A 14,550-nucleotide genomic window follows, 5' to 3' on the forward strand; every position below is an offset into this window, starting at 1 on the left:
TAGCAAAGAAATCAGTCAGTTCTGGTAATGCGGGAATAGCTCAGTTGGTAGAGCGCAACCTTGCCAAGGTTGAGGTCGCGAGTTCGAGCCTCGTTTCCCGCTCCAAATATTAGCCTGTTGAATCCCCCGTGATTCGGCAGGTAAGGAAAAGGGGCTTCGGCCCCTTTTTCGTTTTCTGCTTCTGCGCCATTCGGCGAAACCTTTCTTCATCTTCCCATATCGATTATTGACTCTCCTCACGTATCTTTCCTGTCGTTGTCATACTGCTGGATGCAGCCGTTAAACGGTGAAACAATAATTTGATACGTCCGGCGGTTCGCCATGCAAGAAGAAAATAATGCGGCGTATGACGCCATCCGAGCACTCAGGCACAGCGCATGCTGCGCTGTCGCCTCGTCAAATCGCTGGGTTATCGGCAAAGTGAAGCGGTAGGTCGGTCTTTTGGAAGCGGGCATGGGAGGATGTATGGAATCTGGTGCTTTAAAGCATCTGATAAGAACGGCGGCGGGATGTGCGCTGTTCTTCGGCCTGGTCGCCCCGCCGTTGGGGGGCGTGCTCATGTTTCTGCTGATGGCGTTCGGCAGCGGTGAGTGGGTGGGAATAAGTCTTCTCGATGCCGGCGACTTGCTGGGCATGGCCGGGTTTATCGGTATTTTTTCTTATGCGCTCGGTTTTTTGCCGGCATGTTTGGCGGGGGCTGTCGCCGGTATCGCCCATTCAGGCATTCGCCAATTGCGGTGGTTTCTGCTGTTGTGTGCGGTGGTGTCCGCCATTGCTCCCGGGTTGCTGAATGCCGATCAGCGTATTTTTGGCGCGATCGCGGTCTTACCGGGAATGTTCGCCGGGTTTTTATGGTGGCGTCGAAGATTGCGTGATGCCCCGACTGATGAGGTTTTGCACGATAGCCCTTCGCCATAAGCAAGCGAAAAGCCGGGGAGGGCCATTCCTGTCGAGAAAAAGAACCGTTTTGCCCGTGAATTCCTGAGCCGATGCATATAATATCAACATTCCGCTTGCCTTTTCGTTGGCATTGTGAACAGTGCGCCCACAAAATAAGCAGTTGAAAGCGTTAGAGAACTTTTTGCTATTTCGGGGGGTTGCCAAGGTGGGGGGTTTAGTCCATAATGCAGTCCATCGATTCGGCAGTAACGAAATAAATTACTTAAGAATCAGATGATTAGGATAAGCGATTTTATCATCGCAATCCCGAAGAACAAAACGAAGTGGGTGATTCACCGGCTTTGGCCTGAAAAGGCAAAACAGAATAAAGGCGCGTTAACAAAGCGGTTATGTAGCGGATTGCAAATCCGTCCAGTCCGGTTCGACTCCGGAACGCGCCTCCAACTTTCCCGAGCCCGGGTGGTGAAATCGGTAGACACAAGGGATTTAAAATCCCTCGGCTTATGGCTGTGCGGGTTCAAGTCCCGCCCCGGGTACCAGGGAACAAAAATACCGAATAATCAAAGCAATAAGTAGTAATGTCGTAGACCGCCGAGAGGCGGTTTTTTTGTGTCTGAAATTCGCATTACGCCTGCATTTTTTTCCTTTTTGTCATGCCGCCACCCTGCCTGCAGGGAGCCCCGCAGGGCTCCACACTACAGATCATAAGAAACCGAACGCCGCGGCGAGGATCCAGCCGAAGACGCAAGAGACGCTGACGCCGATCAGGCCCGGTAGAATGAAGCTGTGGTTGATCACGAAGCGGCCGATGCGGGTGGTGCCGGAGCGGTCGAACTGAATTGCCGCCAGATCGCTGGGGTAGGTCGGCAAAATATAATAACCGTAGCAGGCCGGCGCCGAAGCGACGATATAGGCCGGGTTGACGCCGATCGCCAGCGCCACCGGCACCAGCGCCGCCAGCGCGGCGGCCTGCGAATTGACGAATTTCGACACCAGCAGCAGGATCAGCGCATAGGCCCAGGGGTACTCTTTCACCAGCACGCCCAGCGTGGCTTCTATCTGCGTCAGGTGCGCGCCGAACATGGTTTCCGCCATCCAGGCGACGCCATACACCGCCACGATGGCAATCATGCCGGAACGGAACACCTCGTTTTTAGAGATAGACGCCGGGTTGGTGCGGGTAATGATGACGATCAGCGCCCCGGCCATCAGCATGCACATCTGGATCACCAGGACCATGGAAAGTGGCTTGCCACCGAAGCTGGGCCGCAGGTCGGAAAAAGCCCCCAGCACCGCCACCAGGGCGATCGTGGCGAGGAAAATCCACATGGCGATCCAGTTGCTGCGCGGCAATACCCGGTCCAGCAGGGTGGCGGCGTCGCCATAGACGTAGCGATGGTTCTCCGGCACCGAGATGAATTTCTGAAACTCGGGATCTTTGTCCAGGTCTTTGCCGCGGAACCAACTGAAGATACCGATCGCCAGAATGCCGCACAGGGTGGAAGGAATGGTGATCGACAGCAGATCGAGGAATTCCAGATGGCGGCCATTGAAGGTGTAGCTGCTGAGCATCGCCACCAGTGAAACGACTGCCACCGAGACCGGGCTGGCGATAATGCCCATCTGCGCGCCGATCGAGCTGGCTGCCATCGGCCGTTCCGGGCGGATGTTATTTTTGATCGCCACGTCATAGATGATCGGCAAGATGGTGTACACCACATGGCCGGTGCCGCAAAGAATAGTGAGAATGCAGGTGACGAACGGCGCGATGATAGAGACATATCGCGGGTTGCGCCGCAGCATCCGCTCGGCGATCTGGAGCATGACGTCCAACCCGCCTGAGGCCTGCAGGGTGGCGGAGGCCGCCACCACCGCGATGATCACCAGCATCACGTCTACCGGCGGTTTGCCGGGCTGCAGGTGAAAGCCGAACACCAGAATCATCAAACCGATACCGCCCAGCAACCCCAGCGCAATGCCGCCTTTACGCGCCCCATACAGCAGGCATGCCAATATAACCGCTAATTGCAGAAAGAAATCCATGATAGATACGCCTTAATAATGTTGAACTTAACTGCGTTCAGTTTCCGGCGGCGTTTACAGCAGAAAGTTGTTTTAAATCTAAAGGCATTAATAAATTATGGTTATTGACCTTAAAGAGTGATGTCGGTCACATTCAAAGAACATAGAGAGCGTGCGGAAAGCGGCATCAGCACGAAAAAGCAAGCCAAGAGGTCAGACCTCTCCTATATGACGGATTTACCACCAGAGGAGAGAGTTATGGATCCGACAAAAATGACGGGGCTGGCGTTATTACAGGCAGCGATGGCCGGCAAAATTCCACCGGCTTCGATCGCTGAAACGGTGCCCATGAAACCGGCCGCGGTTGAAGAGGGATATATCCGCATCGTGGCGCGGGCCGACGAACGCCACCTTAACCCGCTGGGCGGCGTTCATGGCGGCTTCGCCGCCACGGTTTTGGACTCGGTGACCGGTTGCGCGGTGCACAGTACGCTGGGCGCAGGGACGGGTTATGGCACCGTCGATCTGCAGGTGAAAATGTTGCGCCCGGTGCCGAAGGAGATTGATCTGATCGCCGAGGGGCGTCTGGTCTATGCGTCGAAAAACGTCGCTTTCGCGGAAGGCACGCTCAAAACGGCGGAAGGGAAACTGCTGGCTTCGGCAACCGCCACTTGCTTTATTATTCGCCCTACCGAACAGCCGCCGCAATAACCTGCCATTTATCAGGCCCCGGTTATTCCATCCGGGGCCTGATGCATTTCTCTGTCGGCTGCACCGACCGCCGCGATACGGCTGCACCGACCGCCGCGATACGGCTGCAGGCGCGATGCGTCATTGTGGTCTAGTATTCTTGGGTAAAAATTTATCGGGGTGAGTATGCAGCCGTATAAAGAGGTTGAGTTTGATCATGAGCTTTGTCTGGCGATCGGCAGAGCCGTATTGGACGTGGTAGCGCAAGGGGAAGAAACCAGCGCGACGTCGGTGATGAGCGCCATTGAGCGGGCGGTGGAACAGGGGCTGAACGACGACGACACCGCCGTTGCCGACGACGCGCTGGATTTGATGGCTCGTCTTATTCACGGCTGCGGATTTATTAATCTATCGGGTGAAGAGGAGACTTCCCATGCATTGGTTGAATTTCAAGCGCTACAAGAGTGACGTCGCCAAACAGGCCGTGCCGCCGCATCTGAATGCCGCTGAATTTGCGCGGCATTATGCCGATAAGCCGCAGGAGAATACGGAAGAGTATCTTTCGCTCAGCGGGGAGATGTGCTGGGATGCGGTGGTGCTGTGCGCCCACCGTTCCGGCGCGCTCAGTAAGGCGAAATACAAGCAACTGTGGCTGACGGTGTTCGATAAGCAGTACAAACATTTCGTCAGCCCTGACGATACCGAGATCCGCACCATGGCGGATATGCTGCGCGCCCCGCAGGGATGTTTTATCGGGATATTCTCCATGCGCGACGCGGCCTCGCCCCGATTGCTGCATGCCATGATCGGCACCGGCGCGGGATTTGCCGCAGGCAATAAAAATCTTTGCATCGGCGTGGGAGGCGCGGTCGGCTGGGAAAATCTCAATCTGGCGCGCGATCTGCGCTGGCAGCCGGAAGGCGGTTTTCTACGCCAGGGCGACAGTGAAGTGCTGCGTATTTTTTATCGGCCTTTCCCCGCCTGAAACGGTCCGGACGCTTTTAGGGTAAAAAAAACCGCCGTTGGGCGGTTTTTTGCGTCTTATTTGAACCCGCCGCTGCGGATGAAGTCGAGACCGGCGGCGGTGATCCGCGTTTGGTGCGGATCGATATCATAGTTGTTCTCGTCGATGTCGCTCATCACGTAGGCCTGTATCAGCCCCTTGGTTTTGAGATAGGCGAAGGGATCCGCGAAGGCGTGCGGGCTGGTGGCGTCCTGCTTCCACAGTTCGTAAGTTTTCTCATCCAGCGTGCCGGGATGATTGGCGGCCAGTCGGGTCAGGATCTGATTGTAGAACACATAGTCGGTCATGATGCGGTCCTCTTTATCGCGAGCGACAGTCTCGGAAAATGACGTAACGTCTATCAATCATAGCCGATGTTTGCTCGCCGCCTGCGTTATCGCGAATCCAGGTTATCCACGCTGGCTTTCGAACCAGTGAAACAGACGCGAAATGGTGAGGCTGAGATCGCCGATGTTGAAGAGCGCGCCGAGCCACAGGGTTAGCATAACCAGGATGCCGATGATGACGGGAAGATCCATTTTGCCCATGAGAATGTTTTGCAGAGGTGACGGTGCCACAAGGGTAACACCGTTTTCCGGCAGGATAAAATGTGCCGCCGTTATTTCGATTGTGCCGCTGCGGAATGGCGAAGGCCGGCCATCAGGATGACCGGCCGGGTTTCAACAGCCTATCTTGCCGCCAATCGGTCAGGCATAGTGGCGGGCGATATGCTCGGCGGTGGCGATCGTCGTCACATTAGTGGCGACGGAGGGCACGTCGGGGAAAATGGAGGCGTCGACAACCCGAAGCCCGTGCACGCCGTGCACGCGGCCCTGAAGGTCAACGACCGCCTTCGGGTCGCCGGCATTCCCCATCGGCGCGGAGGAGGTCGGGTGATGATAGGTATCCAACGTCGCCGCCATCGAGGCCAGAATGGCCTCGTCGTTGTCTGCGGCGGGCGCAAGCTCGCTGTGGATAAGCGTAGACAGCGGAGCGGTTTGCCCTATTTTTCGCGCCAGTTTAACCCCCTCCAGCAAGCGAACACGGTCACTCTCTTGCGCCAGGAAGTTAAGGTCAATGTGAGGGGCTGCCATCGGATCGCGGCTTTCCAGCCAGATGCGTCCGGTGGATTGCGGCCGAGTCAGCGCCACCGCCAGGACAAATCCGACGCCGGTGGGGCTTTGGTCATGTGGGAACAGATGCGTCGCGGTAATGTGCAGATCGAGCTCCTCCGGTTCCGCCCGGCTGCTGCGGGTCCACAGCTTGGCGCCGATAACCGGCGATTGGCTGCCGATGACCTCGGGGCGGGCTGCGTAGGCATTGTAATAAAAGGGGTGATCGACCAGGTTTTCACCGACGGGCAAATCGGCGACGACGGGGATCCCCAGACGCTTCGACTGTTGCGCAGGCGCAATGCCGGATCGCATCAAAACGGCGGCGCTGCCGTAGGTTCCGGCGCTCAGGATCACTTCAGCGGCATGGATTTCTTCGCCACTGGCCAGGCGAACGCCGATCGCGCGCTGCCCGTCAAATATCACGCGGTCGACTAGCGTATCGGCACGCAGGGTGAGATTGTCTCTGGCGCGCGTTTTCTCATCCAGATAGGCCATGCCGGTGTTAACGCGCACACCGTTGACGATATTCATCGGGTAGGGGCCGACGCCATTCGCTGAAGGGCCGTCAAAATCGTCGATGGCGTCATAGCCGTTGGCGCGCGTGGCGGCGACGAAAGCGCGTTGCATTGGCGTGATGTCATCCAATGTGAGTTGCACGACGGGGAAAGGACCGCTATCGCCATGGATTGCGCGGTCGTGCAGGCCATGACGAGTCTCCAGTTTTTTGAAGGAGGGCAGCAGATCCTGATAGCGCCATCCCGGCAGATCCCAGCGTTTGAAATCTTCCGGGCGGGCGCGGATCGCCACGGCGCCGTTGACGCCTGAACTGCCGCCCAGGACTTTACCGCGGATGGCGCCGATCGCGTGGCTGACATAGCCGGGTTCTGTCCGGTATCCCCATTCGAATTCCGGGTCGCCATTGGCGCCGAGCACGTCGCTGTTCGCGATGAGGCGCGGATAATCGTAGAGCGCGTAACTGTGTCCGGCCTCTATCAGCAGGACCCGGCGCGTTGGGTTTTCGCTGAGGCGAGCCGCCATCACCGCGCCGGCGGAACCGCCGCCGACGATGATCACGTCGAAGGTGGATGGCTCGCTGGCGCGTTGGGCCGGTTGTGTTTGCGCCGCCGACGCGGAACTCGATGCGCAAGCGCTGAGCGTGGCGGCGGCTGAAACGGCCAGCGTTTGGGATATCAGCTGACGGCGTGACAGGTCTTTCATGGCGTAGTCTCCAGAGCGGGCGGAAGGTGTGTTCTGCAGACTAAAACCCGGAGATAAAAGCGACAAGCGGGCGAAATTCGAACCTGCTGTTCGCGTTCTACGAACCTTTCAGGTTGACGTCAGGAAAGGGGACAGCGCGGTTTCCCAACTGGGCGTATGGCCAATGTGCTCACTCAGAAAGTCCACCAGCGCCTTGATCTTGGGGGATGCCCGTTTTGAACGGCGATAGACGGCGGAAATGTCGCCGCCGTCGGGTGAATAGGCGGCCAGCACAATGCGCAGTTCCCCTGCGCGTATCGCGTCGGCGGCGATAAATGCGGGCAGGATGGCGAGGCCCAAACCGGCTTTCGCCGCCGCCAGCAGGTGAAAAGCATTATCGGTGCGCAGGCGTTTGCCGATACGAAACGATCGGATCTCGCCTTCGATGGGGAGTTGCAGCATGCCGGTCGGCTCGCGGTGAATATACAGCAACCCCTGATGCTGTTGCAGGTGTTGCGGGTGCGTCGGCGTGCCTTGACGCGCAAGATAGGCTGGGCTGGCGCAAATCAAGTGACGGTTGGCGCAGATGCGCTGCGCGATCAGGTCGGAATCCGCCAAGGCGCCGATACGGATGGCGACGTCGAAATTTTCCTGATTCAGATTGGCCAGGCGATCGCTGTACTCCACGTCCAGATTGAGGTTCGGGTATTGTTCCATAAAGGCGGATAACAGCGGCGCCAGATAGCGGATGCTGAACGCCATCGGCGCGGTTAACCGCAATGGGCCCTGCAGTTGGCCGTGCAGTGTTCGCACCGACTCTTCGGCATCGCTCACTTCGCTTAATATGAGAACGGCGCGCTGATAGAACAGATGGCCGGCGTCGGTCAGCCCAAGCGTTTTCCCGCGTTCGAACAGCACAGTCCCAAGGCGCGTCTCCAACTGCTGGATGCGTTTGCTGACCACCGACTTGGTGGTGCCCAAGCGGCGGGCGGCGGCGCTGATGTTGGCGGCCTCGACCACGGCGATATAGGTCGCCATCTCCTGAAACTGATTCATTCATCTCTCCTTCGGCATCCGCCGGGTCAAGTTACCACTCTGTGCACGCCAGGCAAAAAAAACCACCCGGGCGGGTGGTTTTTGCTTGTCAGTGCGAATCAGTCCAGTTTGGGGTGCTGGTCGATCAGGATCTGTTTTTTCTTTTCCAGTTCGGCGATCTGCGCGTTGATGTCCTCGACTTTCTGTTCGATGTTGTCGTAGGTTTCCTGCAGCAGCTCTTTTGCCTCGGAGCGGTCAGAGGCGGCCGGCGTCGCGCCGCGTAGCGGCTTGTTGGCGGTTTCTTTCATGTACAGACCGGTGATAAGACCGATCACCGCAACAACCATCAGGTAGTAGGCCGGCATGTACAGGTTGCCGGTCGCTTCCACCAGCCAGGCGGCAACGGTCGGCGTCGCACCGGCGATCAGTACCGAAATGTTGAACGAAATCGCCAGCGCGCTGTAGCGAATGTGCGTCGGGAACATCGCCGGCAGGATGGAGGCCATCACCCCGGTGAAGGAGTTGAGCAGCACCGCCAGCACCAGCAGGCCGACGAAAATCAGGCCGATGACGTTGCTGTTGATCAGAATGAAGCACGGGATCGCCAACGCCAACAGGCCGATGCTGCCGCCGATGATAAACGGCTTACGGCCGATGCGGTCACTGGTCAGGCCGATCACCGGCTGCACGAACAGCATGCCGATCATGATGGCGATGATGATCAGAACGCCGTGATCTTCCGAGTAGTGCAGGTTATGCGACAGGTAGCTCGGCATGTAAGTCAGCAGCATGTAATAGGTCACGTTGGTGGAAATCACGATACCGACGCACACCAGCAAACTTTTCCAGTGTTTGGCCGCGATCTCTTTGAACGAGGTCTTTGGCGGATTCTCGATGGCGTTGCGATCCTCTTTCTCCATCTTGTCCACATGCTGCTGGAACGCCGGGGTTTCTTCCAGCGCATGGCGCAGGTAGAGACCGATCAGGCCCAGCGGCGCGGCGATGAAGAACGGAATACGCCAGCCCCAGTCGAGGAAGTTGGCTTCGCCGACGATACTGGAGATCAGCACCACTACGCCTGCGCCCATCACAAAGCCGGCGATGGAGCCGAAGTCCAGCCAGCTGCCCATAAAGCCGCGTTTGCGGTCCGGTGAGTATTCGGCGACGAAGATCGCCGCACCGGAATATTCACCGCCGACGGAGAAGCCTTGCGCCAGTTTGGCCAGCAGCAGCAGGATCGGCGCCCAGATGCCGATCGACGCATAGGACGGGATCAGGCCGATACAGAAGGTGCTGACCGCCATGATGATAATGGTGACTGAGAGCACTTTTTGACGGCCGAACTTGTCGCCCATGGCGCCGAAGAACAGACCGCCGAGCGGACGCACCAGGAAGGGGACGGAGAAGGTCGCCAGCGCGGCGATCATTTGTACGCCGGGAGAGGCGCCGGGGAAGAAGACCTGGCCAAGCGCATAGGCGACAAAGCCGTATACGCCGAAGTCGAACCACTCCATTGCGTTGCCGAGGGCCGCGGCGGTAATGGCCTTCTTGAGTTTGCTGTCATCGATGATGGTGATGTCGTTAATGTGCATCGGTTTATGTCGTTTTTTTCTTAACTTCATATAATCATCCCTTAATGAATTATTCGTTGTTCGTGAAAGCGTAATCTCCGTTCACTGTTGTTTTCGAGTTATCAAATCGGCTAATCGAATCGCGGTTCAAGACGATTCATTATCCACATTTAAGTTGAGATGTGGATCACAAAATAGCGTCGCTCATGCCGATGTTATGTCATTTAGGTGACTAATTATTTTGCATCTATAGCTTAACGTTATATCTTGCGGCGATCAAATCCAGCAGTTTAACTTAAGTGTTTGCACCGATTTGGTGCGAGAATGGTCTGATAATTGTGCGATCTGGCGATTTTTCGGCTGATTGATGGTGTTTCCAGTATAGAGAATACGGGAGATAAAACAGGAAAAATTGATGTGTTCGCCGCTAAAAAACGCCTGGCCGGGTGGCCAGGCCGCTGAGATTACGGCGCCGATGAACCGCCGAATTCGAGATAGATTTTCGCCAGATTCTGGTACTGCGCGAAGCGGTTCTCATCCACCGCCAGTTCCGCCTGACGGCGTTGTTCCTGAGCGTTCAGCCAGTCGGTAATGGTGACGGCGCCCTGTCGGTAACGCACCTCGTTCAACCGCTCCGATTTACGCGCCAACGCCAGTGAGGCGCGCAACTGCGTCTCCTGCGCCAGCAGCTGCGTGCGCAGTGACAGCGCGTTGTTCACATCGCCCATCGCTTTGTACAGCGCCTGCTTGAAGGCCAGAACTTGCTGTTCATAGTCGTTGCGGGCGATCTTGATCTCCACGCCCATTTGCCGCCACTGCAGGAACGGCAGCGTCAGGCCGGCGCTGAGGCTGCCCGTCGGGTTGCGCAGGAATTCCAGCAGCGCGCTGCTGCTGGTGCCCAGTGAACCGGTCAGGCTGAACGCGGGATAGTATTGCAGACGTTTTTCATCGACGTTGGCCAGGGCGGCGCGCAACCGCAGCTCTTGAGCGCTGAGATCCGGGCGACGACTCAGGACGCTGGCGGGAATGCCGGTGTTGATCTGCGGCATCGCCGTCGTCGGCAGGCGCGCGGGCGCGATGGTGGCCTGGCCTGATGGCGCGCCCAGCAGCACCGCCTGTTCGTTCAGCGCCTGTTGACGATCGTGTTGTAACGCCACCAGGCTGCGTTCCTGCGTCAGCAAGTTTTGTTCCGCATTCACTACGTCCAGCGCCGAGATGCTGCCGGCCTGATAACGGGCGTTGGCCAGCCGCAGCGTCGTTTTGGCATAGGCGATGCTCGCCTGGCTGACGCTGATTTGTTGATTGAGAAAACCGATGCGCCAGTAGTTGGCGGCGGCGTCGGCCAACAGCTTCAGGCGCGCCGCCTGCAGATCCTGCACGGAAGCCTGGCTGCTCCACTCGGCCGCGTCGCGCTGGCGCGCCAGCTTGCCCCACAGATCGACCTCATAGCTGGTGGTGAGCGACGCGTTGCTGGTTTTATTCCACGCGGAGGACTCGGACAGCGGGCGATTAATGCTGCTGCCTAATGAGGCGCTGACGCCAGGCGCGGTGCTGATGCCGACGCGTTCCGCCTCGAGCCGCGCGCGGTAAACGCGCAGCACGGCGGCGGCCAGATCGTTATTGCTCGCCATCACCTGTTGCAGCCAACGATCGAGCTCGGGATCGTGGAAATCGCGCCAGTCGAACGGCGTCGGCGCGGCGTTGTCGGCAGCGTATTGCCACCCCGCAGGATAGTTGACCTGCGGCGCCCGGTAGTCGCTTTTCAGGGCATTGCCGCAGCCGGCGGTGAGCAGGGCGGCGAGGCTTAACGCCAGGGGAGATAAAATTTTCATGGGTTACTCGCTGGCCAATGAAACGACCGGATCCATCCTTGCCGCTTTGCGGGCGGGGAGATAACCGAAGATCATGCCGATTAAGGTTGAACAGAAAAATGCCGTGGCGGCGGCTTGCCAGGAATAGATGGCGGTGAACATGCCGCCCGCCAGCGAGGTGAACAGCGACCCGGCGGCGAACGACAGCGCGATGCCCAAAGCGCCGCCGATCAGACAGACCAGCACCGCCTCTATCATGAACTGTTGCATGATGTCGCTGCGCCGCGCGCCGACCGCCATGCGCACGCCGATTTCGTGGGTGCGTTCGGTCACCGAGACCAGCATGATGTTCATCACGCCCAGGCTGCCGATCACCAGCGCGATGGACGCCACCATCAGGATCAGCAGGCTGAAAGTCATTGACGTGCGTTCGATGGACTTTCGGATTTTATCGAAGTTGTACAAACGGAAATCTTTTACGCCATGGCGTTGGGTCAACAGCTGTGTGATAGCGGTGACCGCCGATTCGCTGGCGACATTGTCCTTTAGCCGAACGGTGATGCCGCTGAGCGTCGGTTTGCCTACCATGCGATACATCACCGTGCTGTAGGGCATCCAAACAGTGATGCGATTGGGCGCGTAGTTGCGATTGCTTTTCGCCACACCGATCACCCGGGCCGGCACCGAGCCGAGAAACACGATCTGGCCGAGCGGCTCGACGCCGAAATCGCCGAACAGCGCCTGGCGCGCATTGTCGTCGATGATCACTTCCTGCAGCGCATTACGATCGTCGCGGAAAGTCACGCCTTGTAACAGCTCGACGCCGTTAACGCGGAAATAGTCGCGTCCGACGCCGGTGATCGAGGCGGTGGCGGATTTGCTGCGAAAACGGATGCTGTCGGAAGCGTCTACTTCCGGGCTGACGCTGTCGACGAAGCTTTGCTGCGCCAGCGCGTCGGCATCGGCCGGCACCAGGGTGCGGATGCTGTCGATGGCGTCGTCGAAGAAATCGCGGCCCGGATAGATGCTTACCACGTTAGTGCCGAGATCTTTGAGGTTTTCCAGCGTGCGCTGTTTGGCGCCTTCGCCCAGCGCCACTACCGTGACCACGGCGGCGATGCCGAAGATGATGCCGGTCATGGTCAGCGCGGTGCGCAGACGATGAGCGTTCATCGCTTTCAACGCCATGTGCAGCGATTCGCGGGTACGGTCGATCAGGCGTTGCCAGCCGCTTTGCCGGCTGCGGTTCGGCGGCGGCAACGATGAGCCGGACGCCGACTTGCGGCCGCTGTCAGCGATGATCTTGCCGTCTTGCAGTTCGATGACGCGCTGCGCATGTTGCGCCACTTTCATATCGTGGGTGACGATCACCACGGTGTGGCCGCGCTGATTCAGTTCGCTCAGGATCGCCAGCACTTCCTGGCCGGATTGGGTGTCCAGCGCGCCGGTCGGTTCGTCCGCCAGGATGATCTCACCGCCGTTGATCAGGGAGCGGGCGATGCTGACGCGCTGCTGTTGGCCGCCGGAAAGCTGGCCGGGTTTGTGATCTTCTCGTCCCTCAAGCCCCAACCGCGCCAGCAATTGCGCCGCCCGCTGCCGACGCTGATCGCGCCGGGCGTTGGCGTAGATGGCCGGTATTTCGACGTTGCCCAGCGCGCTGAGATCGGGCATCAGGTGATAGCGCTGGAAGATAAAACCGATATGTTCGCGGCGCAGGCGGGCCAATTCGTCCGGCGACAGGTGGGCGGCGTTCTGGCCGCTGATGCAGTAATCGCCGCGATCCGGCACGTCGAGGCAGCCCATGATGTTCATCAGCGTCGATTTGCCGGAACCGGAGGCGCCAATGATCGCCACCAGCTCGCCGGCGGCGATGGTCAGATCGATGTCTTTCAACACCGTTAACGCTTGACCGCCGTTGGTGTACGTTCGGCTGATGCCTTTTAGTTCGATGATCGCGTTCACAGGAAGATGCCATCCTCAGCCGATTTGGCGGCGGGCTGCGACAGCACCACGGTTTCACCGGCTTTCAGGCCGCTGAGGATCTGAATGTCGACATTGTTGGTGATGCCGGTGGTCACTTTGCGCGTTTCCAACCGCTGGTCCTGGGTCAGCACCTGCACCTGCTGCTCTTTGCCATCGATTTTATGCACCGCCTGGATCGGCACCAGCAGGGTGTTCTTCGCGTCGCCGAGCAGCAAGGACACCTGCGCGGTCATGGCGATGCGCAGGCGGTTTTCCGGGTTTGGCACGTCCAGCAGCGCGTTGTAATAGACCGAGGCGTTCGAGGTGCCGGAGCCGGAAGCGGAGCTGGTGCCGGCGAGTGAGTCGTCTTTCATCACCGATTCCGGTGCCAGCTCGATGGTGCGCAGCGTGGCGTCGTAGCGCTTATCCGGATCGGAGAAAATAGTGAAGTAAGCCTTTTGTCCCGGCGAAATGCGGGTGATGTCGGCTTCGGAGATCTGCGCCTTGATGGTCATCATATCCAGCCGCGCCAGCTTGACGATGGTCGGCGCACTTTGGCTGGAGTTGACCGTTTGTCCCTGCTGCGTGACCACGGCGATAACAATGCCGTCCATCGGCGCAACCACGCGGGTATAGCCCAGATCGATTTTTTCTTCTCGACTTCGATCTGCGATTGCACCAACTGCGCATTGAGCGCCTGCAGATCGGCACGAGTGGTGGCGAGCGAGGCTTCGGCGGTCTCGAAGTCTTCCCGAGAACTGGCTTCGTCGTTCAGCATGCGGCGCTGGCGTTTGAAACGCGACTCCGCCTGTTTCAGCAAGGCCTGTTTGGCTAACATATTGGCTTTGACTACGTTCAGCGCCGCTTCGGCGTTGCGCAGATCGTTGCGCTGTTGCAGATCGTCGATGTCGGCGATCGGTTGCCCTTTGGTGACGCGATCGCCCAGCTTGACCTTCAGCGATTTGACTTCGCCGGAGACGCGGGCGCCGACGTTGACGCGTTCGATGGCATCCAGCCGCCCGGTGGCCAGCACGGCGTTTTCGATATCGCCCAGACGGGCCGGCGCGGTAACGTAATCCTGCTGCGGCGGGCGTTGCCAAAAGATGGCCAGCGCGACGGCGACGGCGATGAAAACGATGGCGGCGATCAACGCCAGACGGCGGGAGGGGAGTTTCAGTGATGACATACCCAGGTTTTCCATAACGATAAAAGCGGCGGTTCCAGTCTGCCATCATGGCAGCGCC

12 protein-coding genes, 3 tRNA genes and 1 pseudogene are annotated in these 14,550 nt (G+C 58.6%); 7 read left to right on the forward strand and 9 right to left on the reverse strand.

Annotated elements, in window-relative coordinates; translation table 11 throughout:
* The first annotated feature begins 29 nt into the window (after nt 1–29).
* The 4 genes from ACORQT_RS08930 (at nt 30) to ACORQT_RS08945 (ending at nt 1,439) form a co-directional block, all read left to right on the forward strand.
* A tRNA-Gly gene (locus tag ACORQT_RS08930) sits at nt 30–105 on the forward strand.
* A 360-nt stretch (nt 106–465) separates the two neighbouring features.
* The gene (locus ACORQT_RS08935) at nt 466–918 is read left to right on the forward strand and encodes a hypothetical protein (protein WP_033642640.1); all 453 of its coding nucleotides are present in this window, start codon (nt 466–468) and stop codon (nt 916–918) included.
* Between the two features lie 351 nt (nt 919–1,269).
* Nucleotides 1,270–1,343 (forward strand) — tRNA-Cys (locus ACORQT_RS08940).
* A gap of 10 nt (nt 1,344–1,353) precedes the next feature.
* Nucleotides 1,354–1,439 (forward strand) — tRNA-Leu (locus ACORQT_RS08945).
* A 163-nt stretch (nt 1,440–1,602) separates the two neighbouring features.
* Here ACORQT_RS08945 and ACORQT_RS08950 read toward each other — a convergent pair.
* Nucleotides 1,603–2,943: an anaerobic C4-dicarboxylate transporter gene (locus tag ACORQT_RS08950; protein ID WP_033642641.1), complete on the reverse strand. Its 1,341-nt coding sequence runs from the start codon at nt 2,941–2,943 to the stop codon at nt 1,603–1,605.
* Nucleotides 2,944–3,180: 237 nt separating this feature from the next.
* On the opposite strand from ACORQT_RS08950, the gene ACORQT_RS08955 reads away from it, so the two are divergent.
* The 3 genes from ACORQT_RS08955 (at nt 3,181) to ACORQT_RS08965 (ending at nt 4,597) form a co-directional block, all read left to right on the forward strand.
* Nucleotides 3,181–3,633 (forward strand): PaaI family thioesterase, encoded by a 453-nt coding sequence (locus ACORQT_RS08955; protein ID WP_047026312.1) that lies wholly within the window; start codon nt 3,181–3,183, stop codon nt 3,631–3,633.
* Between the two features lie 165 nt (nt 3,634–3,798).
* Nucleotides 3,799–4,080, forward strand: a complete 282-nt coding sequence (locus tag ACORQT_RS08960; protein ID WP_033642643.1) for a hypothetical protein — start codon at nt 3,799–3,801, stop codon at nt 4,078–4,080.
* Nucleotides 4,046–4,597: a hypothetical protein gene (locus ACORQT_RS08965; RefSeq protein WP_033642644.1), complete on the forward strand. Its 552-nt coding sequence runs from the start codon at nt 4,046–4,048 to the stop codon at nt 4,595–4,597. The genes ACORQT_RS08960 and ACORQT_RS08965 overlap by 35 nt, the downstream gene beginning before the upstream one ends.
* Nucleotides 4,598–4,653: 56 nt before the next feature.
* Here ACORQT_RS08965 and ACORQT_RS08970 read toward each other — a convergent pair whose 3' ends face one another.
* The 8 genes and pseudogenes from ACORQT_RS08970 to ACORQT_RS09005 form a co-directional block, all read right to left on the reverse strand.
* Nucleotides 4,654–4,923, reverse strand: coding sequence for a hypothetical protein (locus tag ACORQT_RS08970; RefSeq protein WP_033642645.1), 270 nt, complete (start codon nt 4,921–4,923; stop codon nt 4,654–4,656).
* Between the two features lie 102 nt (nt 4,924–5,025).
* Nucleotides 5,026–5,193 (reverse strand): hypothetical protein, encoded by a 168-nt coding sequence (locus ACORQT_RS08975; RefSeq protein WP_154219868.1) that lies wholly within the window; start codon nt 5,191–5,193, stop codon nt 5,026–5,028.
* Nucleotides 5,194–5,322: 129 nt separating this feature from the next.
* Nucleotides 5,323–6,948: a GMC family oxidoreductase gene (locus tag ACORQT_RS08980; protein WP_164057163.1), complete on the reverse strand. Its 1,626-nt coding sequence runs from the start codon at nt 6,946–6,948 to the stop codon at nt 5,323–5,325.
* Between the two features lie 108 nt (nt 6,949–7,056).
* Nucleotides 7,057–7,983, reverse strand: a complete 927-nt coding sequence (locus ACORQT_RS08985) for a LysR family transcriptional regulator (protein WP_108680431.1) — start codon at nt 7,981–7,983, stop codon at nt 7,057–7,059.
* A gap of 98 nt (nt 7,984–8,081) precedes the next feature.
* Entirely contained in the window at nt 8,082–9,584 is a 1,503-nt protein-coding gene (proP, locus tag ACORQT_RS08990; protein ID WP_025302375.1) for a glycine betaine/L-proline transporter ProP, read from the reverse strand.
* Between the two features lie 413 nt (nt 9,585–9,997).
* On the reverse strand, nt 9,998–11,365 hold the full coding sequence (locus tag ACORQT_RS08995; protein ID WP_147880252.1) for a TolC family protein: 1,368 nt from the start codon (nt 11,363–11,365) through the stop codon (nt 9,998–10,000).
* 3 nt (nt 11,366–11,368) lie between these two features.
* Nucleotides 11,369–13,306: a MacB family efflux pump subunit gene (locus ACORQT_RS09000; protein ID WP_164057162.1), complete on the reverse strand. Its 1,938-nt coding sequence runs from the start codon at nt 13,304–13,306 to the stop codon at nt 11,369–11,371.
* A pseudogene (locus tag ACORQT_RS09005) lies at nt 13,303–14,507 on the reverse strand (efflux RND transporter periplasmic adaptor subunit). The gene ACORQT_RS09000 and the pseudogene ACORQT_RS09005 overlap by 4 nt, the downstream one beginning before the upstream one ends.
* Nucleotides 14,508–14,550: the final 43 nt, after the last annotated feature.

The organism is Serratia sp. (in: enterobacteria), assembly GCF_052400455.1.
In the GTDB taxonomy this organism is placed as follows: Bacteria; Pseudomonadota; Gammaproteobacteria; order Enterobacterales; family Enterobacteriaceae; genus Serratia; species Serratia ureilytica.

Excerpts from the sequence above, each read along its gene's own strand:
- ACORQT_RS08935 (WP_033642640.1), top strand. The coding sequence starts at position 466 with ATGGAATCTGGTGCTTTAAAGCATCTGATAAGAACGGCGGCGGGATGT.
- ACORQT_RS08950 (WP_033642641.1), bottom strand. The coding sequence starts at position 2,943 with ATGGATTTCTTTCTGCAATTAGCGGTTATATTGGCATGCCTGCTGTAT.
- ACORQT_RS08955 (WP_047026312.1), top strand. The coding sequence starts at position 3,181 with ATGGATCCGACAAAAATGACGGGGCTGGCGTTATTACAGGCAGCGATG.
- ACORQT_RS08960 (WP_033642643.1), top strand. The coding sequence starts at position 3,799 with ATGCAGCCGTATAAAGAGGTTGAGTTTGATCATGAGCTTTGTCTGGCG.
- ACORQT_RS08965 (WP_033642644.1), top strand. The coding sequence starts at position 4,046 with ATGCATTGGTTGAATTTCAAGCGCTACAAGAGTGACGTCGCCAAACAG.
- ACORQT_RS08970 (WP_033642645.1), bottom strand. The coding sequence starts at position 4,923 with ATGACCGACTATGTGTTCTACAATCAGATCCTGACCCGACTGGCCGCC.
- ACORQT_RS08980 (WP_164057163.1), bottom strand. The coding sequence starts at position 6,948 with ATGAAAGACCTGTCACGCCGTCAGCTGATATCCCAAACGCTGGCCGTT.
- ACORQT_RS08985 (WP_108680431.1), bottom strand. The coding sequence starts at position 7,983 with ATGAATCAGTTTCAGGAGATGGCGACCTATATCGCCGTGGTCGAGGCC.
- proP (WP_025302375.1), bottom strand. The coding sequence starts at position 9,584 with ATGAAGTTAAGAAAAAAACGACATAAACCGATGCACATTAACGACATC.
- ACORQT_RS08995 (WP_147880252.1), bottom strand. The coding sequence starts at position 11,365 with ATGAAAATTTTATCTCCCCTGGCGTTAAGCCTCGCCGCCCTGCTCACC.